Origin of the sequence: Synechococcus sp. HIMB2401, assembly GCF_042883245.1 — a bacterium.
In the GTDB taxonomy this organism is placed as follows: Bacteria; Cyanobacteriota; Cyanobacteriia; order PCC-6307; family Cyanobiaceae; genus Parasynechococcus.
In genome coordinates this window covers 393,360-419,541 of sequence record NZ_JBDJKK010000001.1, presented here as the reverse complement: position 1 = coordinate 419,541, position 26,182 = coordinate 393,360, and the positions used below count along the sequence as shown (strand labels likewise).

At 59.8% G+C, this 26,182-nt stretch carries 35 protein-coding genes; 15 read left to right on the top strand and 20 right to left on the bottom strand.

Translation table 11 applies throughout. From position 1 onward, the window contains the following. Positions 1–5 precede the first annotated feature (5 nt). From AAXE93_RS02720 to AAXE93_RS02710, 3 genes are all read right to left on the bottom strand, one after another. Positions 6–725 carry an endolysin gene (locus AAXE93_RS02720; RefSeq protein WP_390127896.1) on the bottom strand — a complete coding sequence of 240 codons (720 nt, stop codon included), beginning with the start codon at positions 723–725 and terminating at the stop codon, positions 6–8. 208 nt (positions 726–933) lie between these two features. Next, a complete protein-coding gene (locus AAXE93_RS02715; protein ID WP_390127894.1) occupies positions 934–2,019 on the bottom strand; it encodes a hypothetical protein in 1,086 nt (361 codons plus the stop codon). After that, on the bottom strand, positions 2,013–2,861 hold the full coding sequence (locus tag AAXE93_RS02710; RefSeq protein ID WP_390128664.1) for a TIGR04168 family protein: 849 nt from the start codon (positions 2,859–2,861) through the stop codon (positions 2,013–2,015). Before AAXE93_RS02710 ends, AAXE93_RS02715 begins: the two co-directional genes overlap by 7 nt. 53 nt (positions 2,862–2,914) lie before the next feature. On the opposite strand from AAXE93_RS02710, the gene nadA reads away from it, so the two are divergent. Together nadA and AAXE93_RS02700 are read left to right on the top strand one after the other, a co-directional pair. Continuing rightward, entirely contained in the window at positions 2,915–3,847 is a 933-nt protein-coding gene (gene nadA, locus AAXE93_RS02705; protein WP_390127892.1) for a quinolinate synthase NadA, read from the top strand. Positions 3,848–3,913: 66 nt separating this feature from the next. Next, on the top strand, positions 3,914–4,345 hold the full coding sequence (locus tag AAXE93_RS02700) for a hypothetical protein (protein WP_390127890.1): 432 nt from the start codon (positions 3,914–3,916) through the stop codon (positions 4,343–4,345). Here the strand turns inward: AAXE93_RS02700 and AAXE93_RS02695 are convergent, their stop codons facing one another. After that, positions 4,346–4,579 (bottom strand): hypothetical protein, encoded by a 234-nt coding sequence (locus tag AAXE93_RS02695; protein ID WP_390128662.1) that lies wholly within the window; start codon positions 4,577–4,579, stop codon positions 4,346–4,348. 67 nt (positions 4,580–4,646) lie between these two features. Between AAXE93_RS02695 and AAXE93_RS02690 the strand changes: the two genes are divergently transcribed. Further along, the gene (locus AAXE93_RS02690; protein WP_390127888.1) at positions 4,647–5,633 is read left to right on the top strand and encodes a ligase-associated DNA damage response exonuclease; all 987 of its coding nucleotides are present in this window, start codon (positions 4,647–4,649) and stop codon (positions 5,631–5,633) included. Here AAXE93_RS02690 and AAXE93_RS02685 read toward each other — a convergent pair. Next, a complete protein-coding gene (locus AAXE93_RS02685) occupies positions 5,630–5,890 on the bottom strand; it encodes a hypothetical protein (protein WP_114989278.1) in 261 nt (86 codons plus the stop codon). The two genes, AAXE93_RS02690 and AAXE93_RS02685, sit on opposite strands and share 4 nt — an antisense overlap. A 119-nt stretch (positions 5,891–6,009) precedes the next feature. Between AAXE93_RS02685 and AAXE93_RS02680 the strand changes: the two genes are divergently transcribed. Next, entirely contained in the window at positions 6,010–7,665 is a 1,656-nt protein-coding gene (locus tag AAXE93_RS02680; protein WP_390127886.1) for an ATP-dependent DNA ligase, read from the top strand. Next, entirely contained in the window at positions 7,665–10,166 is a 2,502-nt protein-coding gene (locus AAXE93_RS02675; RefSeq protein ID WP_390127884.1) for a ligase-associated DNA damage response DEXH box helicase, read from the top strand. The genes AAXE93_RS02680 and AAXE93_RS02675 overlap by 1 nt, the downstream gene beginning before the upstream one ends. A gap of 119 nt (positions 10,167–10,285) precedes the next feature. Here the strand turns inward: AAXE93_RS02675 and AAXE93_RS02670 are convergent, their stop codons facing one another. From AAXE93_RS02670 to AAXE93_RS02660, 3 genes are all read right to left on the bottom strand, one after another. Next, a complete protein-coding gene (locus tag AAXE93_RS02670) occupies positions 10,286–10,582 on the bottom strand; it encodes a hypothetical protein (RefSeq protein ID WP_390128660.1) in 297 nt (98 codons plus the stop codon). Between the two features lie 60 nt (positions 10,583–10,642). Then, positions 10,643–11,470, bottom strand: a complete 828-nt coding sequence (locus AAXE93_RS02665; RefSeq protein WP_390127882.1) for a PfkB family carbohydrate kinase — start codon at positions 11,468–11,470, stop codon at positions 10,643–10,645. 317 nt (positions 11,471–11,787) lie between these two features. Beyond that, positions 11,788–12,108 (bottom strand): hypothetical protein, encoded by a 321-nt coding sequence (locus tag AAXE93_RS02660; RefSeq protein WP_390127880.1) that lies wholly within the window; start codon positions 12,106–12,108, stop codon positions 11,788–11,790. Between the two features lie 37 nt (positions 12,109–12,145). Between AAXE93_RS02660 and AAXE93_RS02655 the strand changes: the two genes are divergently transcribed. After that, a complete protein-coding gene (locus tag AAXE93_RS02655; RefSeq protein ID WP_390127878.1) occupies positions 12,146–12,475 on the top strand; it encodes a hypothetical protein in 330 nt (109 codons plus the stop codon). Between the two features lie 2 nt (positions 12,476–12,477). Here the strand turns inward: AAXE93_RS02655 and AAXE93_RS02650 are convergent, their stop codons facing one another. Further along, positions 12,478–12,636, bottom strand: coding sequence for a hypothetical protein (locus AAXE93_RS02650; RefSeq protein WP_186497711.1), 159 nt, complete (start codon positions 12,634–12,636; stop codon positions 12,478–12,480). Between the two features lie 158 nt (positions 12,637–12,794). Between AAXE93_RS02650 and AAXE93_RS02645 the strand changes: the two genes are divergently transcribed. The 5 genes from AAXE93_RS02645 to AAXE93_RS02625 all read left to right on the top strand — a co-directional run bounded on the left by AAXE93_RS02645 (position 12,795) and on the right by AAXE93_RS02625 (position 14,849). Next, a complete protein-coding gene (locus AAXE93_RS02645; protein WP_390127874.1) occupies positions 12,795–12,995 on the top strand; it encodes a hypothetical protein in 201 nt (66 codons plus the stop codon). A gap of 25 nt (positions 12,996–13,020) precedes the next feature. Then, positions 13,021–13,419: a hypothetical protein gene (locus AAXE93_RS02640; RefSeq protein ID WP_390127871.1), complete on the top strand. Its 399-nt coding sequence runs from the start codon at positions 13,021–13,023 to the stop codon at positions 13,417–13,419. Further along, positions 13,416–13,976, top strand: a complete 561-nt coding sequence (locus AAXE93_RS02635) for a DUF1543 domain-containing protein (protein ID WP_390127868.1) — start codon at positions 13,416–13,418, stop codon at positions 13,974–13,976. The genes AAXE93_RS02640 and AAXE93_RS02635 overlap by 4 nt, the downstream gene beginning before the upstream one ends. A gap of 247 nt (positions 13,977–14,223) precedes the next feature. Beyond that, positions 14,224–14,577: a hypothetical protein gene (locus AAXE93_RS02630; protein ID WP_390127866.1), complete on the top strand. Its 354-nt coding sequence runs from the start codon at positions 14,224–14,226 to the stop codon at positions 14,575–14,577. 17 nt (positions 14,578–14,594) lie between these two features. Beyond that, positions 14,595–14,849: a hypothetical protein gene (locus AAXE93_RS02625; protein ID WP_390127864.1), complete on the top strand. Its 255-nt coding sequence runs from the start codon at positions 14,595–14,597 to the stop codon at positions 14,847–14,849. Between the two features lies 1 nt (position 14,850). On the opposite strand, the gene AAXE93_RS02620 is transcribed toward AAXE93_RS02625, so the two are convergent. Then, entirely contained in the window at positions 14,851–15,000 is a 150-nt protein-coding gene (locus AAXE93_RS02620) for a hypothetical protein (RefSeq protein WP_186510432.1), read from the bottom strand. 611 nt (positions 15,001–15,611) lie between these two features. Here AAXE93_RS02620 and AAXE93_RS02615 point away from each other — a divergent pair. Then, complete coding sequence (locus AAXE93_RS02615; protein ID WP_006849913.1) at positions 15,612–15,734, top strand: hypothetical protein; 123 nt, start codon at positions 15,612–15,614, stop codon at positions 15,732–15,734. Positions 15,735–15,759: 25 nt separating this feature from the next. Here AAXE93_RS02615 and AAXE93_RS02610 read toward each other — a convergent pair whose 3' ends face one another. Continuing rightward, on the bottom strand, positions 15,760–16,104 hold the full coding sequence (locus AAXE93_RS02610) for a molecular chaperone DnaJ (RefSeq protein ID WP_115132713.1): 345 nt from the start codon (positions 16,102–16,104) through the stop codon (positions 15,760–15,762). 18 nt (positions 16,105–16,122) lie between these two features. Then, positions 16,123–16,842: a lipase family alpha/beta hydrolase gene (locus AAXE93_RS02605; protein WP_390128658.1), complete on the bottom strand. Its 720-nt coding sequence runs from the start codon at positions 16,840–16,842 to the stop codon at positions 16,123–16,125. 268 nt (positions 16,843–17,110) lie between these two features. Between AAXE93_RS02605 and AAXE93_RS02600 the strand changes: the two genes are divergently transcribed. Continuing rightward, complete coding sequence (locus AAXE93_RS02600) at positions 17,111–18,154, top strand: hypothetical protein (protein WP_390127861.1); 1,044 nt, start codon at positions 17,111–17,113, stop codon at positions 18,152–18,154. Beyond that, complete coding sequence (locus AAXE93_RS02595; RefSeq protein ID WP_390127860.1) at positions 18,154–19,248, top strand: hypothetical protein; 1,095 nt, start codon at positions 18,154–18,156, stop codon at positions 19,246–19,248. The genes AAXE93_RS02600 and AAXE93_RS02595 overlap by 1 nt, the downstream gene beginning before the upstream one ends. Before the next feature lie 231 nt (positions 19,249–19,479). On the opposite strand, the gene AAXE93_RS02590 is transcribed toward AAXE93_RS02595, so the two are convergent. Both AAXE93_RS02590 and AAXE93_RS02585 read right to left on the bottom strand, forming a co-directional pair. Continuing rightward, on the bottom strand, positions 19,480–19,917 hold the full coding sequence (locus tag AAXE93_RS02590; RefSeq protein ID WP_390127858.1) for a hypothetical protein: 438 nt from the start codon (positions 19,915–19,917) through the stop codon (positions 19,480–19,482). Then, positions 19,914–20,393: a hypothetical protein gene (locus AAXE93_RS02585; protein ID WP_390127856.1), complete on the bottom strand. Its 480-nt coding sequence runs from the start codon at positions 20,391–20,393 to the stop codon at positions 19,914–19,916. The genes AAXE93_RS02590 and AAXE93_RS02585 overlap by 4 nt, the downstream gene beginning before the upstream one ends. A gap of 600 nt (positions 20,394–20,993) precedes the next feature. Here AAXE93_RS02585 and AAXE93_RS02580 point away from each other — a divergent pair. Continuing rightward, positions 20,994–21,548: a tyrosine-type recombinase/integrase gene (locus AAXE93_RS02580; RefSeq protein WP_390127854.1), complete on the top strand. Its 555-nt coding sequence runs from the start codon at positions 20,994–20,996 to the stop codon at positions 21,546–21,548. A 21-nt stretch (positions 21,549–21,569) separates the two neighbouring features. Here AAXE93_RS02580 and AAXE93_RS02575 read toward each other — a convergent pair whose 3' ends face one another. The 6 genes from AAXE93_RS02575 to AAXE93_RS02550 all read right to left on the bottom strand — a co-directional run bounded on the left by AAXE93_RS02575 (position 21,570) and on the right by AAXE93_RS02550 (position 26,154). Then, positions 21,570–21,773 carry a hypothetical protein gene (locus AAXE93_RS02575; protein ID WP_390127852.1) on the bottom strand — a complete coding sequence of 68 codons (204 nt, stop codon included), beginning with the start codon at positions 21,771–21,773 and terminating at the stop codon, positions 21,570–21,572. 269 nt (positions 21,774–22,042) lie between these two features. Next, positions 22,043–24,556, bottom strand: coding sequence for a DUF3987 domain-containing protein (locus AAXE93_RS02570; protein WP_390127850.1), 2,514 nt, complete (start codon positions 24,554–24,556; stop codon positions 22,043–22,045). A 56-nt stretch (positions 24,557–24,612) separates the two neighbouring features. After that, a complete protein-coding gene (locus AAXE93_RS02565) occupies positions 24,613–24,807 on the bottom strand; it encodes a hypothetical protein (protein WP_390127848.1) in 195 nt (64 codons plus the stop codon). Beyond that, a complete protein-coding gene (locus AAXE93_RS02560; RefSeq protein WP_390127846.1) occupies positions 24,804–25,073 on the bottom strand; it encodes a hypothetical protein in 270 nt (89 codons plus the stop codon). The genes AAXE93_RS02565 and AAXE93_RS02560 overlap by 4 nt, the downstream gene beginning before the upstream one ends. Before the next feature lie 4 nt (positions 25,074–25,077). Continuing rightward, positions 25,078–25,587 carry a hypothetical protein gene (locus AAXE93_RS02555; RefSeq protein ID WP_390127844.1) on the bottom strand — a complete coding sequence of 170 codons (510 nt, stop codon included), beginning with the start codon at positions 25,585–25,587 and terminating at the stop codon, positions 25,078–25,080. 384 nt (positions 25,588–25,971) lie between these two features. Continuing rightward, entirely contained in the window at positions 25,972–26,154 is a 183-nt protein-coding gene (locus tag AAXE93_RS02550; protein WP_115132715.1) for a hypothetical protein, read from the bottom strand. Between the last annotated feature and the right edge of the window lie 28 nt (positions 26,155–26,182).

Sequence of the window (26,182 nt, the reverse complement as noted above, 5' to 3'; positions counted from 1 at the left end):
TGCCGTCAGAGCCGGGTGGCGCATTCAATGCGCGACCCGGTGCAGAGGGCCGGAGGGGGAGTGACGAGCGCCTGACGCTTGACGTCACGCAGACGACGCAACTCCGCGAGGTTCACGTCATAGAAGGAACGCAGTCGTGCGTATTTCTTGACGGGTTGGCCGTAATAGCTGCGACCGGCGAGGGTAGGGAAGGAAGCCCATTCGGGAGCCAGCATGGCGGCGAGCAGCGGGCTGAGAACGCCGGTGTCGGTCAGACCCAGGGCTTTGCGCCGCTGAATCAGAAACAACGCGCCCTGGTCCTGAGCCTCAGGGCCGAAACCGCGCACGCCGATGCTGCGCTGAACCAGATTCCAGGTGAAGGGCATGAACTGGTAAGCCCCCGCAGCTGCACTGGCGTAGCGGGAGCTGTAGGTCACCCGGTTGGGATGCCGGTCGAGGGAAGGCATCAAGCCACCGCCGAACATCACCCGATAGCCCACATCCAGACCACCTTTCCAGGTGCCTTCCGCAAAACGAATCGTGTTGAGCATCGCCCGACGTTCGGGCGTGATCACGTAGGGAATGGCCCGGCTGGGCTGGAAGTCAGAGGTATGGATCAGCTGCGCCCGAGAGGCGGGGGGGAGCAGGCTCGCCTGGGCAGGAAGAAGGGAACTGAGGGCAGGCAGAACTCCGACGATCACGGCCGCATGAAGCGTCTGACGACCGATGAATGCAGAGATAGCCATAAAGAGCGTTCAAGGAGCATGCCCTCGAAAGAGGACGATGAGCAAATCAGAAGCGGATGAAATGCTCGAGCGGAAAAAAATTCCCACACGCAGTGACCTTCTCGAATTAAAGGCTCAAATCAATAGGTATATATGCCAGTCAAATAATCGGCCAGATCGCTAACAGGCAAGCAAATCAGCTCAAAAAAGTGATGAAAAAGACCAAAAATTAAAAACGACTTGCAACCCAACCCACCAGTGCCAGAGCGGCTTCTTCAGCCCCTGATGCAGAAAGAGGGGCTTCGCTTGGCGCCAACAATGGCTGATCCAGCTGCCATGCGCCGGTGTCCAGCTCCTGACGGCTGAGGCAACGGTGCTGGCCGTGGCGACGCAAACCATCCATCAGCGCCGAAGCTTCGGCAAATCCGCTGCGCTCCACGACGTGCATCCCAACCCCTTGGGCCATCGCCTCGCAGAAGCTGCTGAAACCCGGTTTGCCCAGAAAACGGGAGCAACGGCCGAGCACATCGACGGGGCGCAGCCCATTCGGCAGAAACGTGAGGTTGGGGAGCGCCGCCAACTCAGGCGCTTGCGAGGCATCTGCTGACGCCGGAAGCAGGAAATGGTGGTTGGGCCAGAGCTGAAACAGATCCCGCGAAAGGGACAAGCCCAGGCCTCCAAACCCCACCAACAACAGGGGAGCATCCTGGGCATCAAGGCAAGCCTCAAGATCCGCCGGAATGGGCCGCGGGCTGGCGCAAACCAAACCGAGCCTCTGTTCAGGCAACCCCCAGTGCATGGCGAGGTCAAACGGGCAGCGCAGCAACAGATCACCGCAGCGGTAGGCCTCTGCAGCAGCATCGGCCCAGCGTTGGAAGGCAGAGCCCAAGGGGCGATAGATGTCATCCCATCCGAAATTGCTCATCCACACCAGAGGTGCATCGAGGCGCTGGGCCAGGGCGGCTGCGGCCGGGGGAATGTCCCCGATGATCAACACCGGCTGCCCCTGCGACGCAATCCAGAGAGCCTCAGCCTCGATCAGGGCCGGCAGCCGTTGCTCCAGCTCATCCAGGGCCCTGAGGGTGGCGGCGCAATCCACACCGAGCGCGTCGGCCTGCACCATGCCCACATCCCATTGACAGGACCGCTGCTCAATCGCTGCATCCCCCAACAGCAGGTTGAGTACGGGGGAGGGCAGACCCGAGCTCATCACCAAGGTCCATTCAGGACGCAGGCGGCGCAGTTGCTGGAGCACCGCAGCATCGCGAGCCGCATGGCCGAAGCCATGGCTGCTGCTGCAGAAATAAATCAGCACGGCAACGGAGCATCGATCGGCAACTGCTCCTGATGGATCAACTCAGCTTCTGGGGTGTACCAGCGATGGGCGAGCTGGGTGAGGCGGGCCCCCTGGAATTCAGCCCAGGAGAGATGCAGCAGCGTTCGACCTTGCCCATCCACACCTGAACGGGGCACACAGGCGGCATTGATCAGCGCGGTTCCATGGCGATGACGCAACAGGGTCTGGCGGAAACCAGAGCCGCGCTTGAGGGCATGGTGCATGTGCCCAAAGATCACCAGATCGGCAGGTCGGTCTTTGGCCATGCGGTCCAGAGCAAGGGCCAGATCCTGATCCCCCCAGTCCACTGCTGGCGTCTTCCAGTCGCGTCCGCAGGGACTGGCGGCCTCGGATCCCAAGCCTGAGGGACCGCAGTGGGCCATGACGATCAGGGGCTGATCGGCGGGTACATCAGCGGCGGCCTGCACAATCCGCTCGGCTGAAGCCTCAAGCGACACCGGGCCGTACACCGCCTCCACCGCTTTCGATAGGTGAAAACCTCCACCAGCACTGCATGGACGCGCACCCACAACCGTCAACGGGAGCTCCGGCCATTGAATTGAGCGCCACGCGCAATGGAGATCGCCGAGCACAGCGCGTTGTTGCTCGAGGATGCCGCCACTGCGATCACGCCCGCGGTCGTGGTTCCCCAGGATCACGGCCACGGGGAAGGGAAGCCGCGTGATCCGGCGCGTCAGACGCAGATCCCCATCAGCAAGATCACCAACGAAAAGAACAGCGTCGGGCTTGAGCCGCTGCAGCAGCTGCTCATCCGCGTCGCCCCAGGCGCCGTGCAGATCACCGGCAATGGCAAGTCGCAGGTGCTTCAGAGCGAATGCCTAGGCTGTGGCCATCCTGCCCCGAACCAGTCCTGATGAGCGCTGACACCGCCCTTGTTGCGGCGATCAACCGGCTTCGCCAGGACCGCAATGCCGTGATCCTGGCGCACTACTACCAGGAGCCGGAGATTCAGGACATCGCCGATTTCGTTGGTGACTCCCTGGAGCTGTCGCGCAAGGCCGCCAGCACCGATGCAGACGTGATCGTGTTCTGCGGCGTGCACTTCATGGCGGAGACCGCCAAGATTCTTAGCCCGGAAAAGACGGTGGTGCTGCCGGATCTGGAGGCCGGATGCTCTCTGGCGGACGACTGCCCCGCCGATGAGTTCGCCCGCTTTCGGGCAGAGCACCCCGACCACTTCGTGGTGAGCTACATCAACTGCACGGCCGCAGTGAAGGCGCAAAGCGATCTGATCTGCACCAGCAGCAATGCCGTTGATCTGGTGAATCAGCTGCCTGCCGACCAGCCCGTGCTGTTCGCCCCCGATCAGAACCTGGGGCGCTGGGTTCAGCAACAGAGCGGTCGCGAGCTGACCCTCTGGCCGGGACGCTGCATCGTTCACGAGACCTTCAGCGAAGAAGCTGTGCTGGCCCTCAAGCACGAACATCCCGGGGCTGAAGTGATCGCCCACCCCGAGTGCCAGCAGAATCTGCTGGACCTGGCGGATTTCATTGGATCCACCAGCAAGCTTTTGAATTACGCCGAACAAAGCTCCTGCAACAGCTTCATCGTTCTGACGGAACCGGGGATCTTGCATCAGATGCAGCAACGGGTCCCTGAAAAAACCCTGCTCGACGTTCCAGGGATCGATGGATGCAGCTGCAATGCCTGCCCCTACATGCGGCTCAATACCCTTGAAAAACTGAAGGCATGCCTGGAGACCCTCACGCCTGCGATCGAGATGGATGAATCGATGCGTCTGAAGGCCATGAAACCCTTGCAGCGCATGCTCGAAATGAGCCGGTAACGCACCAACAGATCAAAGAACGACGCGGCACGCGAATAAATTTCGACAATCCAACCCCTGCGATTCATGGCCCCCGTCATCCAGCCCCAGGGCATCGGGGTTCTGACCTTGGTGGCAGCGATGGCAGGGACGTTGTGCACGGCAGCGGCTGCACAACCGTGGGACCAACCGATTCCTGAGCCCGCAACGGAGTCCACAGCACAAACGATCAAGTTGGCCGAGCAACTCAACACGGTGGGCGCCAGGTTTTTTGGAGCCCATTGGTGCCCCGCCTGCAAAGAACAGATGAAGCTCTTCGGCAAACAGGCCGGAGCCAACCTGAACTACGTGGAATGCGGTCTGCCCGACAAGTACCCCGACCAGCTCAGGCAGTGCAGGGATGAAAACATTCGATCCATCCCCACCTGGACACGGCCGGGATCAACGCGACTCCAGGGTGTTCAATCTGTCAACACCCTGGAGCGCTGGAGTGGCCTAAGGCCTCAGCCACTGAATTGATTACTTCTTACGGCAATAGCCAGCGCCAACATTCATCCAGCCGGAGGGGCAGGCTTCACTGTTGGTGGGTTTCATCTCGTAATAGATCGGAGACACACAGGTGGTGCCCAGGGTGTTGACATAACCCAGGGGGCATTGGTTGTGGCCTTGGGCCTTGGGAATCTTTTTCTGAGCCAAAGCGGAACTGGGCACAGCCAGGGCTGAAACAAACAGAGCGGCAGCGAGCAGCTTGATGGCAAGCGGGTCGAACGCGCTCAAGGTATGGGCCTTTCAGACTGTTTGCAGCGATCGGTGGCGGAGCTTGATCGAACGCACACCGGAGGGGTTGTATTGCCGTGCCGCGAAGGCCTGGGTCGACCCATGGCGTCCGGTTCCCCGGGCCCTGATCACCCACGCCCATGCCGACCACGCCCGCCCCGGATGCGGGGAGTACTGGGCTGTGGCCTCCAGTGAAGGGGTGCTGCGCCAGAGGCTCGGCAAAGACATCACCCTTCACCCAGTGGCCTACGGCGAAGAACACTGGCTGGGGCAATGCAAGGTGTCGTTTCACAGCGCCGGACATGTGCTCGGTTCGGCGCAGATCCGTCTGGAATCAGAGGGTGAGGTGTGGGTGGTCAGTGGGGATTACAAACGGGATGACGACCCCAGCTGTGACCCCTTCGAACCAGTGCGCTGCGATGTGTTGATCACCGAAGCCACCTTCGGAATGCCGATCTATCGCTGGCAAAGCGGTGAGCAGGTGGCCAAGGAGATCCATGCCTGGTGGAGCCGTGATCGCAGCAGACCATCCCTGCTGTTCTGCTATGCCTTCGGCAAAGCCCAACGCTTGCTGGCTGAACTGAAGGCCATCGGCGTGGAGGAGGAGGTGCTGCTGCACGGCGCTGTTGAAACCGTGACCCGCCACTACCGCGAGGCAGGGGTTCCGATGACCCCCAGTCGTCCCGTCAGCGAACTGCCCCGCAAGGATCCGCTCGAAGGGCGGTTGATCCTGGCGCCACCGTCGGCCCATCGCTCCAGCTGGATGCGTCGCTTCAAGTCACCCCAAACCGCCTTTGCCTCCGGCTGGATGGCCGTGCGAGGAGCCCGTCGACGGCGGGGCTACGAGCGGGGATTCGTGCTCAGTGATCATGCCGACTGGCCTGGACTGATCCAGACCGTTCGCGACAGCGGCGCCCGCAAGGTGTACGTCACCCATGGACAGAGTGACGTTCTGGCCCGTTACCTGCGGGAGGTGGAGGGTGTGGATGCAGAGCCGTTGGACACCCTGTTCGAAGGGGAGTCGGACTAGAACTTGGCGATGCCGTCCGGCAGCTCGGGGAGGTTGAGGTTTGCTTCGCGACCTTCGATCGCGGCTGTGAGCGATTCGATCATCATGGCGTTGCCGCTGTCTTTCACGGCCTCGAGCGCCTTCTGAAGACGACGACGACGGTCGGATGGATCATCCGATGTGCCGGAGCCAGCCACGGGGGTGACGACGGCCGTGGCTGAGGCAGTAGCGCGCACGCTGCTGAGTTGTTGCGCGAGGTTGTCCCAGAGGAGTGCCATCCGGCTGATTCAGGAATCTGTGGCTCAGATCAACACAGGTCTCCGCCGGATTTCCAGCACTGCTCACAAAATGTCTTGTCAGGATGACGGGGCTTTCCATCCATCCCGTTCCAGCGCGCATGCGTGCCTTTCAGAACCTGTTCAATCAGTTGGATCAGGTCACGGGCACCAAGGCCAAGGTGCAAGCGCTGGTGGATCACTTTCAGGGGGTCGAACCAGGGGAGGCGGCCTGGGCGTTGATGCTGCTGCTGGGCAAGCGCCGCAGGCGCCTGATCACCGGTCGCCGACTCCGCGACATCCTGCGGGACCGCGGTGGTCTTCCGGATTGGCTGATCGACGACTGCTACGGCCAGGTGGGCGACTCAGCTGAAACCATCAGCCTGCTCTGGCCCGCCGTGCAAGAGCGCGTCGAAGCAGGCGATCCGGATCTGCCCAGCGGTGATGGAGACATGCCCCTGAGCTGGTGGATGGACACCCTGCTGCCGGCCATCAGCACCAGAAGCGACGACGATCAGGCCAATGCCGTGATCTGGCTCTGGCACCGAACCCCGCTCGACCAGCACTTCATCGTCAACAAGTTGCTCACGGGGGGGTTCCGTGTCGGCGTGTCGACAGGCCTGATCAGCCGGGCCATCGCCGAAGCGTTTGATCTCGAAGAAAGCCTTGTGGTGCAACGGCTGATGGGCGGCTTTGAGCCCTCCGCAGAGCGTTTCAGGCAACTCACCGCCTGCGCGACGGCGGATGAACACCGTTCCAGCGGCACCCCCTACCCCTTCTATCTCGCCAGTCCCCTGGAACCCGACCGACTGCTGGAGACATCGGCGAGGGATTGGCAACTGGAGTGGAAATGGGATGGAATCCGCGGTCAGCTGATTCATCGCGGCTCCGGCGTCTACCTCTGGAGTCGTGGAGAAGAGCTGGTCAACGAGAGCTTCCCTGAGCTTGTGGAGGTGGCCAAGGCCTTGCCATCCGGCAGCGTTCTGGACGGCGAGCTGATCTGCTGGCAACAGGACGCCGCCGAACCGCTTGGCTTTGATCAGCTGCAACGACGGCTGGGCCGCAAAAGCGTTGGAGCAACGTTGAAACGGGATTGCCCAATGCGGTTCATCGCCTACGACCTGCTGGAGCATCAAGGCGTGGACATCCGCCAGAAGGGATTACGGCAGCGCCAGCAGCAGCTGGCTGCGCTGCTGGGCAGCATCGAGCATCCCGAGTCGTGGCGGCTGAAGCAGATCCCGTCCTGGTCGATCGACTCCTGGGAGGAACTGGAGACACAGCGCAACCAGGCCCGTCGGCACAACGCCGAAGGGCTGATGATCAAACAGGCGGAATCGCCATACCTGAGCGGCCGCAAACGCGGCAACTGGTGGAAACACAAGCTGGAGCCGATGACCCTCGATGCGGTGCTCCTCTATGCCCAGGCCGGCAGTGGGCGTCGCGCCAACCTCTTCACCGACTACACCTTCGGCCTCTGGACCAACGCTGAAGAGCCGCAGTTGGTGACCTTCGCCAAGGCCTATTCCGGCCTCAACGATGCCGAAATCCTCGAGCTGGACCGCTGGATCCGACGCAACACCCTGCAGCGCTTCGGGCCGGCACGGTCCCTGAAAACCGAGCTGGTGTTTGAAATCGGCTTTGAGGGCATCCACCCCTCAAAACGCCATAAATCCGGCATCGCCGTGCGTTTCCCGCGGATCCTGCGCTGGCGACGCGACAAACCCGCCGATGAAGCGGATTCACTACAGACCGCGATGGCATTGATCGAGAACCGCTGATGGCAGCTTCAGAAAAGAAGGCAAAAGCGAAGGCCAAGGCCAAACCATCAACCGACGACCCTCGCTTGGAGCCGATTCATGACTGGTTCGCGCAAAGGAACTGGACACCGCTGCCGTTTCAGCAGGAGACCTGGAGCGCCTATCTGGCAGGGCGGAATGGCTTGATCCAAGTGCCCACAGGGTCTGGCAAAACCTTCGCAGCCGTGATGGGACCGATCGCGCGGATGTTGGCGGAGGAGCAGACGTTGAAGGGAATGCGACTGCTCTACATCACGCCCTTGCGGGCCCTCAGCCGCGACTTGTCGCTGGCGATCCGCGAACCGATCGAGGCGATGGGCTGGCCGATTCGGGTGGGCATCCGCAATGGCGACAGCAGCAGCAGCGAACGCACCAAACAGCTCAAGGCACCACCACAGATTCTGGTGACGACTCCGGAGTCCCTCGCCCTGCTGCTGAGCAACGCCAAGGCCGAAGAGCTGTTTGGCCAACTCGAAACGGTGATCCTCGATGAATGGCACGAGTTGATGGGCAGCAAACGGGGCAGCCAGACGGAGCTGTGCCTGAGCTGGTTGCGCCAGCTGCGCCCCCAGCTCCAGACCTGGGCCATTAGTGCCACCATCGGCAACCTCGAGCAGGCAGCACGCCATGCCCTGGGAACAGCAAGTGAGCCACAGCTGATCGGGGGCGCTCCTGCCCGCAGCACGGAGATTCAGAGCATCCTTCCGGAGACGATCGATGGCTTCCCCTGGGCCGGACACCTCGGGTTGCGGATGTACGAGGAGCTGGTGGCCCGACTCAATCCCGGCATCAGCACCTTGCTGTTCACCAACACCCGCAATCAGTCGGAGCGTTGGCACCAGTGTCTGCGCTTCGCCTGCCCGGAAATGGAAGAGGGATTGGCCCTGCACCACAGCGCCATTGATCGCAGCGAGCGGGAAGCGATCGAAGCCTCCGTGAAGGCCGGCGGCATTCGTTGGGTGGTCTGCACCAGCTCCCTGGACCTCGGGGTGGACTTCCAACCCGTGGAACAGGTGGTGCAGATCGGAAGCCCGAAGAATCTGGCGCGACTGCTGCAGCGGGCGGGGCGGTCAGCGCACTTGCCCGGCGGAACATCCCAGGTGCTGTTCATGCCCACCAATGCGCTCGAGCTGCTCGAACTCAGTGCTGTGCGTCGGGGACTGGCGGAGGGGCTGGTGGAACAACGCAAGCCGCCGAAAGCCCCTCTGGATGTGCTGCTGCAGCACCTCACGGGGTTGGCCTGCGGCCCTGGCTTCCATCCGGAGCAGACCTTGCAGGCCGTGCGCAGCTGTGCGGCCTACGCCGAGCTGAGCCAGGAGGATTGGGACTGGTGCATGCTGTTTCTGGAGCAGGGCGGAGAGTGCCTCGGTGCCTACCCCCGCTACCGCAAGCTCGAGTGGGAGGAGACAAGCCAGCGCTACCGGGTTCGCGAGAAGGCCATCGCCCGGCTGCACCGTCTCAACGTTGGAACAATCACAGCCGCACCGGCGATCACCGTGCGCTTTGTGCGTGGTGCTGTGCTCGGCCATGTGGAGGAGACCTTCATCAGCCAGCTGAAGCCGAAGGATGTGTTCTTCTTCTCCGGCCGCCAGCTGGAATTCGTGCGGCTGCGCGACATGACCGCCTACGTGAAGTTGAGCTCCAAGAAAACGCGCACGGTGCCTGCCTGGGCTGGGGGACAGATGGCCCTCTCCGATCTGCTGACCCATCACTTGCGTCTGGAGGTGGACCGCGCCAGCCGTGGTGATCTCGACAACGCTGAACTACAGGCTCTGAAGCCCCTGTTTGATCGGCAACAGGACATCTCGGTGTTGCCGACGGTGGGACAGCTGCTGATTGAGACCTGTCGCACCCGGGAAGGCACACATCTGTATGCCTTCCCCTTTGAAGGGCGGTTCGTGCATGAGGGCATCGGCTTCCTCTGGGCGTCGCGGCTCACCCGTCTGGAGCGGGGCACGATCACGGTGTCGGTGAACGACTACGGCTTTGAGCTGTTGGCACCGAAGAGCTACCCCATGGCGGAGTTGCTGGAAGACCACATCGATCTGCTGCTCGATCGCCAAAAGCTGGAGCGGGATCTAAATAACGCACTGAATCTTTCCGAGCTGCAACGGCGACGCTTCCGCGCCATCGCCCAGATCGCAGGCCTGATGAACCGGGGATTCCCTGGATCGAGCAAAAGCACCGGTCAGCTTCAGATCAGTGCATCGCTGCTGTTCGATGTGTTCAGCCGCCATGAGCCGAACAACCGCTTGCTGCTGCAGGCGCAGCAGGAGGTGCTCGATGACCAGTTGGAGATCTCACGCCTGGAGGCGGCCTTGGAGCGCGCTGCAAGCCAGGAATGGCTGCACGTTGAAACTCCGCGGCCCAGCCCATTGGCCTTTCCACTGTTGGTGGAACGGCTGAACAACAGGATGAGCAATGAATCCGTTTTGGAGCGGGTTCAGCGGATGAAGGACGAGGCGATCAGGCGCGAGGGGTAGCGATCACTGCAAGCCCCACCAAGAGCGGGTGGCACTGAGGCCATAGACACCCAGGCGAGGAGATCGGAAACCCTGACGTCGATCTGATCAGAAGCTGAGTGTTCTGGCCTCAACCCGCCTCAGTTCTGTTGACGCGATTGCTTCACTGCGAGCCCAGCCTCTACTGCTGTTCCAGCTGCGAGAGCAACGAGTCCAAGCAAGCCAATCCATTGGTTTTGGATTTCTTCAGCAGCCTCAGCCCCCTGTCCCAGCACTCCACCCAGGACAAACCAAGTCGTCGCCATAGCAGACGTGATCCAGTACGCCTTCCAGCGGCGCTGGTAGAGATAGCCGGCACCCAAGCCCGGAACCACGTTCAACGTGACGGCAACCCAGCCTGCCGATGCGGCAAGGATCTCTCTTTTGGTGGGCGCCATAACAACAGGTGTTTCAGTGCATTTTTGTCGATCTTGAGAGCCATCGCGCGTGGCGGGCACTCATCCATAGGGCCCAAATCGCGTCGCGCAGGCCGCACCACACTGGGCACCCAAAGCAATGGCCTTCGCCAGGGGCCAGCACGCCGCAAGACCCGTGACCACGCCTGCCGCAAAGCTGTCGCCGCAGCCATAACTCTCGACCAAGGGCCCCGGAAGGGGTGATGGGTCATAGCGGCCGCCTGGACGACTGACACCGCCTGCGGCACCTTCCGTGCGAATCACTGTGTGGGGAGCTGGGTTCAACTGCCCCGACTCCACCCGTTCACCCGGGTCAAGGCCACTGCCGATCAAGGCATCGAGGGGCACCCCGGCCTGCTGAAGCACGGGCAAACGAACGCGCGGGGTCGCCGCCAAAACTGCAGCAGAACGGCAGGCTTTCAACAGAGGAGCATCAGCGGCCGTGACGAACAGGCCGTCGCATTGGCCGAGGGCGTTCCAGGGAAGGTCGTCATCCAGTGATGGGGTCAGCCGCTCGCCAATCACCGTGATCGCGCGATCCCCCTCACCATCAACCATGCTCACGCCACGACGGGTTGGCACCTCCCTCCAGGCGACATGAACCTCAAGGCCCAGATCCTCGAGTCGCTTAACGCAGGCTTCACCGACCGAATCGCGACCTAAAGCCGTAAAGAACTGGACGGGTTGCTGCTGCAACTGTGCCATCTGCACCGCAACGACGGCTCCACCACCAGCAGGTTCCTGCAGAGACCGCAAGGCGTGACCAATGGCCCCGGGGCGGGGCAACTGATCCACCGCCAGAAATTCCACCCATTCGACATGACCCACAACGGCCAAGCGCAGGGGCGGCAGGGCTGAGCCGGAAGACAAGGGCCGTTGAAGCTGCTGGGCCCCATCCTCTCTGCAGGAACAGCTCAACAACAGGTTGGGCGCGGATGGAGAACGAGGCACTCAGATCCGATATTTATCGTTTGCATGAGTTTTTCTCTTGCTGTATTTGATGAGTTGAACCCCAGTATTCACAGCATCTTGTGCACTGCTGAGATTCACATCTTCCAGTCGATTAATTATTTAGACCGACTGCAGTTCTTCGAATGCCCGCATGACATGAAGCTCAATCAAGCCACAAAAAAGCCCCGCCTTTACAGCGGGGCCATTCAAACCACATTCTTGGAAAAATTCTTCAGTTAAAGGGGTGAACCGTTGTAGACAACATCAACAACCGAAGCTCCATCTCGAGAGACAAGAATTTCAGTTTCACCAGTGGGTTGACCACCAGCCTCTTGCCAGCCTGGAGAGCCACCATCAAACACGAACAGGTAGCCATCGCTTGCATTCTTCAAGCAATTGCCACCTCCCTTACCGGTGGCGTACATGCATTTCGAAGCTCTGTAGTTGTTGAGTCCACCGTTGATGGACTCAGCTTGCATCCTGGCGGTGTTCAGCGCACGGACGTTTTCTTTCGAAACCTTTTGGGCAAAAGCGGGGGACACCAGCAGTGCACTCACCAGGAATCCCTTCGACAGACTGACGACTCTTTTCAAGATGAATCAATTGGAGGGGCTTCCACTGCCTAGCAACGTGTCACCCGATGAACAGCAACCCAAGAAAGGTTTGTTCGTTTCGGACCAACAGGCGCGCCTTATGCTCCAGCAGCACACGCGACCAGCAACGTTGGCCAAGCTCGGGGAGATCAAGCTCAAACAGATTCCGCAACTGAACACGGCCAACAGCTCACCCTTGATTCGGAAACACAAAGAGGTTCTGAATCTGATGATGAGAACGCTTTCCCTCGATACCTACGGCCTCACCTGGGCCCAGTTCATCAAGGGGTTTGGTTGCGGTGCTTTGGCCGTTTGGCTGCTCATGCGCTGAGCTCAGCCATGACGCACGGGCCTTCCACCCCGTCGCAGCGACTCCAACATTCCCTTTTCCAAGGCCGTCAGTTTTGGTGCAGGCTCGTTCAATGCAGCTTCCGCCCGTGTCTTGGCTGCGGCAATGAAGCGATCCGTTTTATCTCCAGAATCAAAAGCCACGGTTCCTCAGCAAGAACCACCAAAGGTATGGATCAGCACCCTATGAGGCTCAGGACTTAAGAAAGACGCATGAACTCAACAGATGTGGGAGTGAGCTCCCCGCAGCCATTCCCTCGATCGCAGAATCGTTGCTATCGGTTGGAGGTTGCAGCAACCCGATGAGCCGTTACCCCGTCTTCTCTTGCGCTCCAGCGGCCGTTGACGCTGGCTTCAAGCCTGTTGAAGCGGCGGATGCCTACGAGGCTGAGCAGATCGTGCAGCGCGAGCACCCCGGCGCAGTCACGGCATCTCTGAGCGAACGGGTGACCAACGAAGAGAAAATCCGCCGGTTGTTCTTGGCCTGGCTCGAAAAAGTCTGAACACCTGGAGCCACCAAAGGGGTGCATGGAACGCAATCCGTTGTCGGTCACGCCCCCCAGTTGGCTGGACATCGACCCCGACAGCTACAAGCGGCTGCTGAACCGCATGGCGGTGACGATCACCAAGCGCGCCAGGAAGCGAGGGGCCACCTATCAGGTGAGGGAGGCCATCGATGCCATCTATGCAGCCTTCCTTCGTTGTGACGGCACGGATCCCTACGACGGACTGCCGCTGGACAATCGCCTTCATGATGGAAGCCGCAGTCCGACCGTCTCCCCGGTGAGCAGCAGCACCACCGCGACCTTTGAGATTCTCAGCCTGCAGACCAAGCAAGCCAAAGGGGAGAGGAACGGCGAGGAGTTCATCGCCCACTGCCGTGCGGTCGTCGCCCATGCCGATGAGTCATCACCGGCCCAGCGATGAGCAGCGCCAAGAAGCTGTTCCTGGTGGTGCTGGGGGGCCGTTGCAAGGGCTGCCATGTGGAGCAGCACGATGTGCGCTGGGTCGTGGGCGAGACCATCGACGCAACGCTGCCGGCGCTGCGGCAGGAATGGATCGGCCTCCGCCGTGGATTGCACATCGACAGCTACCGCTGCATCGTCCATGTCGATGGCTATCGCGTTGAGGTTGTTGAGCAAGCGCAGGATCCATCCAGTGTTGATGGTCCGCAGCTGTGGTTCGTCAACCTTGGCGCCTATGACCCCACCTCGATGGCGGAACAGCATGCCTTCGGGGTGATCGTGGCCCGTTCTTCAGCCTCCGCCAAGGCGCTGGCACGGCAGCGTTGGCTGAAAGGACAGGAGCAGGTGCACAAGGACGATCTTCACCCTGTCGAAATGGACAGTGCGCTCGATGATCTGCTGCCGATTCACGGCAATGGCCAGTGGCACTTGAAACTGATCGCGGATGGCCAAGTTGACGACGGCCAAGTTGACGATGGCCCAGCCCATCCTGATTGGTACGGCTACTGGAAGATCTGACCACAGAACCAACACGGCTCAGCTACAACAAACCACCACGTTGAGGATGTGTCGTGCTGATCTTGATCCTCCTCGTGCTGACGGGCTCCTACGCCGGACTGTGGGCCCTGCGTTTCGTGCTCGAACAACGCACAGACACCGAATAGGGAATCACGACCTCAAGACGCATCCAGTCGCATCTGGCCGAGGTGCTGACACGTTTTCCAGGGAGAGCCGAAATACGTTTTCCTCAGTCCATCGACGCCTTATGTCGCTTGTTCAACGTCTTGGCATCGCTGCGTTCGTGGTGGTCATCACCGGTGTCGGGCTGAGTCCTGCCGCGGAAGCCCATAGTGCTCATCACCACCATCACCACCACTCCCGCAAAAACAAAAAAAAGAAGGCCTACAACAGGGGCTACAAGCATGGCTACAGAAGGGCCATCGAAAACAGCTACCGCCCCCACTACCGAAGGCACTACCGCAGCTATTCCCCGCTGTACGGGCCAATGTTTTCACCGATGCCCCGGCGCGTCATTGTCACACCAACGCCTTGGATGGTTCCGGTTCACCCGCATCACCACGGCACCCGCGTCAACGTTGGGCACGGGTTCCATCTCTAGACACCGCGTCATCCACCATGTCTGATCGAATCAGCAAAGACGCCAGCGAGGCCTGGCGCGACCATGTGCTGAAGCAGGTAGTGGATTACCTGGAAAGAAATCGCGATGAAATCATCAATGGCTTCGAAGCGGAGAACGCTCACAACTTGAAGCGTAAAGACATCGAACAATCCGATCTTCTCGATTTCGATGTTTCAGTGACGCTGCATCGCGATCAATCATCATCCTTTGGCCTTGGATTCGGTTTTTTCAAGGCCAACATGATTCGCTGAATCAACCTGCAGGCTTCCAGATCACCTCGGGATCCTGGCGTTGCAGGGTTTGTTCAGCCAGCTTGAGATAATAAAAATAGCTCTGTCTGTCTTCGGATTCAGCAGCTTTGTTCATCAAGTGCAGATAACTGAGACGCTGATCGCTGTTCATGCATGGGCTGAAAGATAAGCAAACAATCACCTCAGCTGGCCTTCAACTTCGGTATCGGAGCGAACAAACGAAACAATTCCGGGTATCACCAGAGCACTTTTTTATCTTTTCTTTTGAAACTCTGGCCATAAAACCCGTCCTCACGATGCAATCAACAGGGCTGGAAATTCGTCGTGACAGGCGGACCACCTCCAGGAGGAACAACACAGCCTGGATCGGATGAGCCTGTGTTCTGCTCGGGCAACGCAGGAGATTGGCCAGGCGCTCCCGGCGATGCCGGGCCCAAGTCAATCTTGCCGGGCCGGATCAGTTGGGACGTGACGTTGAACGCCAACCCGCCGAGCAAGCCAAGCCCCATCGAGGCCGAAAAAGCAACAAGAATTTGACGCTGACGGTTTTTCATCCCACTGCTCGATCCCGCTGAAGGTTGATTGGCCGCGAGCTCTGGCCTCAATCTCAGTGAATAATGGAGATTTGACAGATCAAAACAGACCGCCGGATGATCCGCTTGCTGCAACCAGAACGATCGAAACACAGACTCTGCTGACGCTGCTCACACCCTTCCTCGTGTTCGGGGCCTTGTTTGTGGTGCTCCTGCTGGTCTGGGACCGATGACAGCCCCGGTTGCGGGACTGTTCTGGACGCCATACGCGGATTGGATCTACACCGTTGTCAGCCTGAGTGGCTTGATGCTGATCACCTGGCTGGTGCTGGGCCGCAGCAGCGGCAGCTGACCCACTTGGACGCACGTCAAGGGCGTCAGGCAGCAAGCATCTCCATCTCGGGCTCAAGCAGCACATCGCGGGCGGTGTTGAACCGTGTCATCACCTCAGGGTCGCCCCCTTTGTCGGGATGGTGTTGAACAGCCAGAAGCTTGTGTGCCCGCTTCACCTGGGCAACAGTTAACCGCCCAGTAAGCGGCAGGCCGAGGCACTGTCTGGCCTGAATCGCCTCGAGGCCGGGGTCGCGCCCCATCGGGCATTGATCCCTGCGATGGTTTGACGTTCCTGGCTTGCGCTTCTTGCTGGACTTGCGTTTGGCCGACCTGGCCTGACCACCAAACCCTTTCGATTCCTGCACAAGCTGATCGCCAAAGCAGGCCACAATGCCTGATCGCCTGGTTCAGTCTCCAAGCTGCGACCACCAGCGCTCGATGCGATCGGTGGAGCCGTACCAGCTTTGGCCGAACAATCCGCCGTGGGCCGTATCAGCCAGCTCAATCGAACGGGCATCCCGCAGCAGGGCTGATGGAAGAGGAACCAGACCGTCCCCCTGCAGATCCGGGTCGCCCATGATCTGGCGATAGCTGCGGGCAGCGCTGCGGCGCGAAAAATTGGATGCATTCGCTCCCAGCGGATCAAGCCGACCGGCAACCGCGACATAGTCCACCCGATCGGCTTCAGGGCAACCCGGAAACTCACGATCCACGCGAGCCCGCAATGGTGTGGCACGCAGGGCCTGATGGGGACTGCCGAGCGTGATCAGGCGATTGCACCGGGCTGCACCGTTGAAACGGCGTCCCAGAAAGGTCTGATCAGCCAGATAGGGCCGCAACATCACCCCGCCGGAGCTGTGACCAATCAACGTGACGCGCCCTGTAGGCGACTGGCTTTGAAGTTCACACACAGCGGCATCAACGCGATCAAGCAGGCGACGCCAACCGAAACCCCAGCTGGTGGCCAGCCAATCCAATTTGGACGCACGCACGATGTGCACCGCAGCGCCGGTGGCCTGATCAATCCAATCAGCGAGGGGGCGATAGGCCTCCTGCGTGATCAGAAAGCCACCAAAGATGACGACGGGCTGATTCAGCGAAACCGTTTTAGGATCTAATTTCTTCAGCTCTGACAACGGTTCTTGGGGATTAGGTAGGGATGAGGTGGTGGCCTCCTTCCGGATTATGCGGGATGATGCCGGCAAGAAATTAGGCCCAAATCAGGCCCATTTTTCGCCAAATCCCCAAATAAGCCACCAAGAGTCAGCCCGGTTGGATCTGGACCTCACCACTACTAACCAAGCCCTGCGCAATCGCGGGGCAAAGCTGACGCTGTATGTCGTGCCCGGCAGGGGGACCATCGGTGTCAGAGGGACCTGGACCGATGCAGCTGGAGTGAGGAAACAGCGGAAGGCTGGCCTCGGTTGTCCTGCAACGCCCGGCGGATTGATCGAAGCGGAGCAGATCGCCACCGCGATGCACCAAGCGATCAGCGAGGGGATCGATCCCACCACGGTGGTGCTGCGGGCCAAGCATCAGCCGGGCCAGGTCGTCCCTGAGAAGCCGATCACCGTTGCCGAAGCGATCGCCATATATGAAAAGGACTACTGGCAGACCCGGAAGCGACTGCCCAACACCGAGCTCACCTGGCAGCGCTATCAGCACATCCTCAACCGGTTGCCCGCAAACGGTGTCCTGAGCCTTGGTCTTCTGCAGCGCACCCTGCTGGAGACAACGGAACCGGACAGCAGGACCAGGCAGATGACCTGCATGCAGTTCGAGCGGCTGCTGAAGAAGTCAGGGGTGGAAGGCAGCGAACAGCTCCGCTCACTGCGTGGCAACTACAAGCCCCAAGAGCGAGAGCTCCCGACCGATGAGCAGCTGGTGCAACTCATCGATGTCATCAGGCCCACGAAGTGGGGATGGTGCCTCGCTGCGATGGCGACATTCGGGTGCAGACCCGGCGAGGTGCCCAGCCTTCAGCTGCATAAGGACGGCACCGCCGATTGCCTCTCAATCAAGGAAAAGCTGCGCCTCCCAGCCCTCAGAACCTGCTTCGCGTATCCGAAGGAATGGATCGACCGCTGGGCTCTTCATGAGGTGGAGATCCCCACGGGGCCGCTCGAGGAAGCCAGGTGGATCAAACCCAACCAGTTCGACTCCGCTGACAGCGAGAGATGGGTGGCTGCATGGCGCGGCGCCCGCCAGGCGCAGATCTACAAGGAGACCATCGCCGAGGTCTTCGGAGACGACTATCGATTCGACATCTACGACATGCGGCACCGCTGGGCCGTGCGGTCCATCGAGGCCAACGTGAACCAGAGCCTGTGCGCCCAGAGCATGGGGCACTCCCTGCAGATGCACGAGCAGCGATATCAACGCTGGATGACAGCTACTGACCTAAGAGCTGCCATGGCAAGACTGGCGGAGGCGAGCTGATGGCAGGGAAACCCAAGAATCGAGTTGGTGAGGTGTACTCAGATGGAACAACATCTATAACAATCGTTTCCATTTCGGATAAAAGAGAAAAGAGCGGAGCTGCTTACTGGAATGGCTTATGCAGTTGCGGAAAGATGAGATACGAGATCCCAGGAAGTCATCTTTTTCATGGATCTCGAAAAAGCAGGAAGACAGTTTGCTCTTGTATCGACTGTGCAAACCAGAAAAAGGCGGATACAGCAATAAGCACCAACCAAAACTCCGAAGAGAAAAGGCGTGAAGATGCAATCAAGCGCAGAGAAGCACTCCTAGGTGCCGTACCAAAAGAATGGTTTGAACTACCACTCACAAGAACAGAAGCGAACCAAATAGGGGTCACCCAATATTTCAGTGCAGAGCCTTGTCCTGCTGGGCATCAGGTTCCGAGACAGTCCGACGGAAGCTGCATGGAATGCAAACGATTAGAAATAGCTCGCAGGAGGGCCACACCAGAAGGAAAGGCAAAAGTTCGCGAGTATTCAAAGCGACGCTGGGCAGACCCAGAGGTTCGCGCCAAAGCACAAGCCCAGAGAGCAGCTTGGGCGAAAACAGAAAAAGGAAGAGCCAGCCTCAGAAATTCGTTTAGGTCTTTCTATGCCGAACACAGAGATCGGCTTATGACTGAACACGCTGCTTATTTAAGAAAAAGAACGAAGTCAGACCCAGCCTTCAGGCTGAGACGCAACCTCGCATCTCGTATTTATCAGGCCCTAAAGAATCAAAAAACCACTAAAGACAGCACTACGATGAAGCTTGTAGGTTGCGACTTGCAGTCCTTTGTCGAATTTATAGAAGCTCAATTCGAAGAGTGGATGAGCTGGGAAAATATGGGTGATTGGCATGTAGACCATGTCCGCCCATGCGCATCATTTGATCTATCCGTCCCAGAGCAACAATCAGTTTGTTTTAACTGGAGAAACCTCCAGCCTCTAGACGGAGATGAAAATTATGAGAAGCGTGATGGATACACACCTACTGATGAAGAGGCTTGGATAGAGCGCATGCAAGCTTTGGGCTACGAAGGTGAATTGTTCCTCCGGTATGAGGAGACATAACTTCTCTCCTTCTCCCCCAACCGGGCACCTAGAAAATCGAACGTTTACGGCTCACGCATCTATGTTGTATGCGGAGGATTTGGTCATGGAACGACCTAGGAAAAGAAAGAAACCAAAGAAAGTCGACCTCGGATACATGTGGGTCGACGGCGAGTTCGTCAAACGGATCGAGCTGCCTTGGGATCCAGATCGGACGATCGACTTGAACTGCGATGTGAGGAAACCGAAGGGCTAAACGTCGATTGGTCGTCCTTGCTCCAGCAGGGCCATCTGCTCACGGAGCTTGGTGATGTGTTCCCGCATCTCCCGGTCCAGCACCCCTCGCTCGATGCTGCGGATCACCGCCTCGCAGGCGCTCACCGCGGCATAGGACTTCGTCTCTGGATTCAACGCGATCGACAGCAGTCGATCCGCAACAGCTGGGCCCGCGCTGATGAGCTTGTTGTAGGTGCCCGCCAGGGCCTCCTTCACCTTCTCCTCGACGTAGGCCTCAGCTATCGGCAGATCCTTCCACTTCAGGAGGTTGCGGTAGCTGGCCCCGGTCATGTCGGAGCACTGCTTCCAGCTATGGCCTGCAGCCCTGAGGGTTAGGGCAGCCCTCACCTTGGGTGGGATCTCACCGGACTCCTCCCGGGTTGGTCTGCCGGTGTGGCGAGCTAAGGCCGTCATCCGCTGATGCCCCACTGAGCCCTTGCAGCCGCAGCCTGCTCTGCAGACACCGGAGACATCGCCATCCGCTGCAGCAGTGATGCTTCATTCCACGCTTGCGCTCGAGCACGCTCGGCGGCGTACAGCTCCTGTTCACGAGCACGGGTTGCCTGCCGGGCGCGGTCTAGCACCTGCTCCCGCTGCGCTCCTGCAGCGTTGGCGTAGTAGTCCATGTTTGCTGCCCGCAGAGCACCCTCGTCCTCGGGATAAGGGGTGCCAGCCAGCATCCGCTGCTCAACATCTGCAGGCAGCCGGGCCGCTTCACCGTTGTCATCTCGTCCACCGAACTGGTTCTGCCACCAGCCAGCATCTGCATCCCGCAGAGCCAACTGAACGCTCAATCCCAGCTCACCGGGATGACGAGGCAGGGGCGGAATCGGCACTCCAGGGAACGCCCGGGAGTGGAGCTCAATGAACCGCTGGGCTTGGTTGGTCATGGGAGGCGATACATCTGACGAAGGGTTGGATTTGGCCTGCGGTTGGCGATCAACTGCGTAATGCCGGGGGCTCTTCGGTCTCTCAAGCACTCGGGGGACACCCCCTCATCCTTGGAGCGGTGGAAGGCACCCTCAGCCCACCGATCGGCCATCTGCTGGCTCTGGGGGAACAGCATTGCGGCGCATTTGTTGCACCTACTCAGCAGCGCCCAATCTTCTTTAGATAGGTTCCAATCGGAATCCATCAAAAGCTGTGCAACACCGCAATTCTACGCCAGATGTTGACAAATAACCTCAATCGCTGGCATATTATTTGTGACAAGTTCCCGCGCGACAATTAGATAAGCAGAAATCGCAATCCCACCCCCACAGATTACAGATAGTGATATCAATAATCACAATAAAACAATAGAAAAATATTCACATCAGTGATATCAGTAATCGCATTAGATCGCATGATTGGCAATTAGAGATCTTGTGCTCTTGATTGCAATAAAAACCACCCGAAAGCGAGCGCCAGGTGCTTTTCTGTAAGGAAGAGCAACCGATTCAGACCTGTTCTGCAGACGTTGCTCTGCTCACTTGCACCACTCCTGATCAATGAAGCAAAACCGCTTCGGCCAGGCGTCGGTCTTGAGTCCTCAGCACCTGGACAACTTGATCGATGCGCTGCCTGCTGGGCCTCATCGAGTCCTCGCCACAATCCTCCGGTTCACAGCTGCGAGGGTCAGCGAGGCTCGGATGCTCAGGTGGGCAGAAATTTCTGATACACACATCCTCTTCACTGCAGCCACCACCAAAACGAAAACATCGAGGGAGGTGCCAATGGCTCCTCAGCTCCTTGATGTACTCAAACGGTGGAAGGCTGAGACCAACCCAAGACCCACGGACTTCATCGTCCCGGGTGGACTGGTTGGCAGACCAATGAGCCGACAAGCGTTCGATAAACAGCTGCGGGCAACGTGTGAACAGCTGGGCCTCTCAGGGGTCAGCACCCACTCGTTCCGGCGGAGCTGCTTAACGGCGGCCAATGACAAGGGCATCAGCCTGCGACATCTCCAGAGCATCAGCGGCCATACGTCGCTGGCGGCATTGGAGCGTTATTTGGCCGTCAGCGAAGAACACAAGGTCGCCGTGGTCGAAGCCTTTGGCTAACCGGCCCTATTAAGGGCCGACTCAGAACCTCTGAATGGCCGCATCGTTATGAAAGGGCCGCGGCCCCTCAATGCGGACAACCAGATCCCAACGGCCAAGGTCATCAGGCAACTGATCGTCCTCGCCGTCGTGAATGGTGAAACACCGCATCGTGGGCGGCACCACTGCAGGAGCAACACGGTCCAGCCGGGCCTGGAGTTGCTGCAGCGCTATCAGGTGATTCATGGCTAACCATCACGCCTTCACACCCATTTTCCTGGGGTGAATCGGCTTTTTAAGAGGACCGATTTTCCAACCTTTCCGGCCTTCAGTCCAACCCAACAACCGTTGGGGCGGAATGGAGGTGGGGGATGAGTTGGAGTGTTGGCGGGGGGTGGCATACCTCCACAGCTGGGCCCCTCACCACAGAGGTAGGAAGAAAAGAGAGGGGGGTACTCCTCCTTATCCACCCTTCCTCTGAAGTGGTTGGGGCCCGGCAGTTCTGGGGGTGGACTTCACCCGGTCCAACCTTCCTCCAACTTGGAGGCATCGGGGTTTGCCTTGTACTGCAGCCCGCCCCTCGGACCCTCTGAAATCTCCCCATAGCCCTCCTCGGCTAACGCTTGGAGCACCTTGCGGATGGAGTCACCCTTCAACCGCTTCCGCTCCTTGCTGCTGAGGCCACGCTGCAATTCACTCATCGGCACTGGACCCTTGGACTTCAGGGCCAGCTCCTGCAGCCTGAGCATGTACCGCTCCTCATCCGAGGCGTTGGTAACGGCTTGGAATGTGAGCGCCCAGCGGTCGAGGTGTTCGACCAGCTCGATGGCCGCCAGCAGCCTTGTGATGGAGATCTCGGTTTCGGCCTTGTTGCGCCAGATGCCCTCCTTGGCTCCTGGCTTGTAGCCAACGTCAGCCAGCTCCAGGACATGGAGCAAACCAGCAACACGGGCAACCTTGCCCGCCGACTTGTTGAGGATGGCCGCCTGTGACGGCAGCTTCGCGACCTGAGCCTGCTCCTGTTTGGAGAACTCGTAGTCAGCGAAGTGAGCCATCGCCTCGGCTGTCATCCAATAGTTGAGCGCGGGCAACTTCCGCACATCTCGTGACACCCACCGGAGCAAACGCTTGGCATCGTTAAAGGCGTTCATCTCCTCCTGATCCCACGACGTGGGGAGCCTTACCGGCGTCCCAGGTAGTGGAGCGAAGAGGAAGCGCGCCCATTTGCCGTTGTGGTCGCGGCCCTGCTGTAATTCCTCCAGGACCTCCGGCTGGATGTTCCCGAAGATGCTCAGCTGGGTCCGAGTGCAGACCCTGTTGCTGGTGCTGACCCGCAGCGATGCGATGCCATCACCGTCATAGATCTCGAGCAGCGCCTGCTCCTCATTGCCGGACTGCTCGGGGTTGTCCATCCCGTAGAAGACACCGGCCAGCTCATCCCGCAGCAACAGCAGCCCCAGCTGCTTCTTCTCTTGGATGACCAGTTGCTGCTCCAGGGCAGCACCGGTTGCATCCTTCACCCACAGAAGGGCTTCCTGAGGAGTTGGACCGTCCATTCCCCCCGCCTTCCACTCGCGCCATTCGAGGAGGAACTCCTCCCGCATGTCGGAGTGGATCTCCCCAAGGGGACCGGAGACGAGGGTCTTCTTCAGTGGCGTCTTCTTGGTGCCTGTTTTGCCGACAGCAGCCACGAAGAGGTTCAGCGGAACCGTGAAGTCACTCAGGGGATTGCAGACCACCCCGGCCCCCAGCCGTTGCACACCAGCGATGGCCGCCAGATACGTCACCGCGATCAGCGGGTCGTCATAGGGGAGGTATTTGGTCACCCGCCGCAGTCGTTCTGCGATGCGAGTGGGGAACAACCCCTCGAGGGTCACGGCCTTCGCAGGGGTGGTTGGTTCAGGTTGCTTCGGCGCTACCGGCGCCTCAAGCGGAAACTGCCAGCCCCCCTGCCGGGCCTCCCATATGACGCTGCCGAAGGTGTTGCTGGGGTTGTAGATCGTCGGGATCTCCACCTCCGGCTGCCAATGCTCGGAGCGCCAGCTGCTCTTCTCGCAGATGACCATGGCCTCGTCATGGCCGAACTGGTTAACCAGACCAGCCAGGCACTTGATGCAGGTGTTGCGCTCTCCGTTCCCCTTCTGCTCACGTCGGGGGAGGAAGTTGAGCATCTCCACCGCCAGGCGGTGCTGCTCATCACGGGTGCGCGAATTGAACCAACCCAGGTCATTCGGCCCAAGCTCACGCTGCAGCCAACCCTTCCGCGGTTCACTGCGGTGGGATTCTTCAGGTCGTGGTAGCGGCGCCGATGGTGCCTCCTCCGGGGGCAGCACTGCCTCCAACGCAGCGAGCTTGTAGACGTGACCGGAGATACTCCGAATCGTCGTCCGCTCCTTGCGTTCTGGGTGCAAGCCGCCCGGCAGTCGCATGACCTGGCAGGGGCTGTGGACTGACTTGTCCACCTTGAGGTCGGGTGCCACCCGCAGCAGCAGCTGGATCAGCCGCTTCTGCATCTCCCGAAACTTGTCGGGGGTAATGGGGTGGTCCAACTTCCAATACGCGTGGCAGCTCTTTCCGCCGCTCCAGTTGGTGAACGAGGGCACCGGCAACCCCGCGTCTCGGATCTGGCGGACCTGCTCATCGGGAGGCAAGCGCCCATCACCCTCCACCCAGATCAACTGGGCGTGGGAGATGTGGTCGTTGGATGCCCCCCACTTCCGCAGACTGCCCTGGCGGTTGTAGTGGTCCGGATTGTCTCCCCAGTCATCCGGCTTGGGCTTCGCCGGGTTCACGACGATGCCGAGGCTGTGCTTTTTGTGCCGGGCCAACTCACGCTCCACCGCCCCCCAGTGGGACGGGATGCAGGGGTTCACCGGAATGTGGATGCAGGGCTTGTCCGGCTCGGGTGGAAACACCGCCACAACGATGTCGTTGAGGTCGTCTTGGCGACCTATGAGCTCGAGGTAGCGCTCCACCTGCTCGTATTCAACGAGGGGCAAAACGCCCTCCTGGACTTGATTCTTAGGCATAATTAGGGCGGCTTTAGTGGGCTACCCGGCTTCCCTTCAGCCGGGTTTTTCCTTGTTCAGGCCGTGGGCCGATCTGCATCCCGCTGGGCGTAATACGCAGCCAGCGCCAGGCAGTAGTCGGCGAACTCGGGATGGACCTCTACCTGGCGGTAGTAGTGGGCCCGCAACGCTTCCCACCGAGCTGCGCTTTCGCAGTCCTCAGCGGGCACGGTGTTGCGGCTGCCCAGCGGCGGCAGGAACGTCTCCGTCAACGGGAGACCTCCTGGGCATCAGCCAACGCCCAGTCGGCGTGGAACTGATACCCGGAGCCTTGCTTGCGGATTGAGATCGGACGGAAGCGTCCATTCGTCCGCCATACCGCGAGGGTGCGGACTGAGATGCCCAGCATTGGGGCGATCTCACGGGGTTCCAGCCACGTCTTCGTGCGCTGGGGAGTGGTAGCTACGAGCTGCTGAATAACAGAGGTGAGTTCCCTCACCTCCGCATGCAAGAGCTCAAGCCGAAGCTCGACCTCCATCATTTCAGTCGCGCCCCTGCTCGCTGGCCGTCAGAGGTCCCTGAACGCTGTCGTCGTAGACGCGTTCAACGACATCGGGCTTCGCCTCACCGCGGTATGCCGCACGAAACGCCTCGAGAATCGCAGGGTCAGGTTCCGCCGAGTCCTCAACGTTCAGGAACTGGAGCAAGTCCGGGTCGAACATCTCGATCGCATCGGCCAGCTTGTGGCTCACCGAGTCCTTGGGGGTTGCCTCATTGGTGACCCAGTGCACAAAAGCCAGAGCCTTTTTCTGATCGGAACGCTTCGCCCACAGGGCGGCCATGGTCTGCAGGGCAGTGGCCGTGGCCCCGTTGCCGTTGGCGAGGTGTTGAAACTCGATGGCTTCTAAGCCACAGATGATCAAGGCGTTGAGCACCGCTTGAGGGCTCAGCGCACGGGGATGTTCTTCCGCGATGCGCTTGTGCGCCGCCTCAATACGGGGACGCAGGTATTCCGGCACGGCAAGCGCGCGGACGCGAGGTGATGTAGCCATTAGCTGTTGGGATCTTTGTTCTGATCCACAACCGGGCAGCTAAGGGTGGGCTCGCTGGGTTGTCCTGACTTCAAATCGTTGTGCATCCCGCATTGCTGCGCCGCTAAACCTCTGCTGGGCGGACTCAGGGATCACTCCCTGGTGGAAGGCCTTGGCCTTTTACTAACCGGGGTGCTGTCAGGTGCTTCCGGTAGAGGTCCCCCGAGGGGTACCTGAGCTGAAGATACACGCAGATTCCTGCCGCGCAACAGCACAGAGGTTCTAGGCCCAAACTAGGCCCAACTCTGCAGGATCAAGCCCAAAGGGCTTGTTATTACTGGTGACTCCCGTTATTCAGAAAGCCACCGAAGATGACGACGGGCTGGGTGAGGCGAGACGTGCTGCTCACCGGATCAACGCACATTGCGGAGCCTTGATCAGGTCGTAGCCACGCCGAATGCGGCTTCCACCAGGTTCAAGAACCGTGCTCAGCTGCTGATCCTCAGACGAAGCCTCAAGAACCACCTGCTGACCGATCAACACGATCCTGAAGCGCCAGGGGAGAAGACCCGGAAGGGTGAAGCTCATGGAGATCCTGGTTCTCGCCTCACGCTGC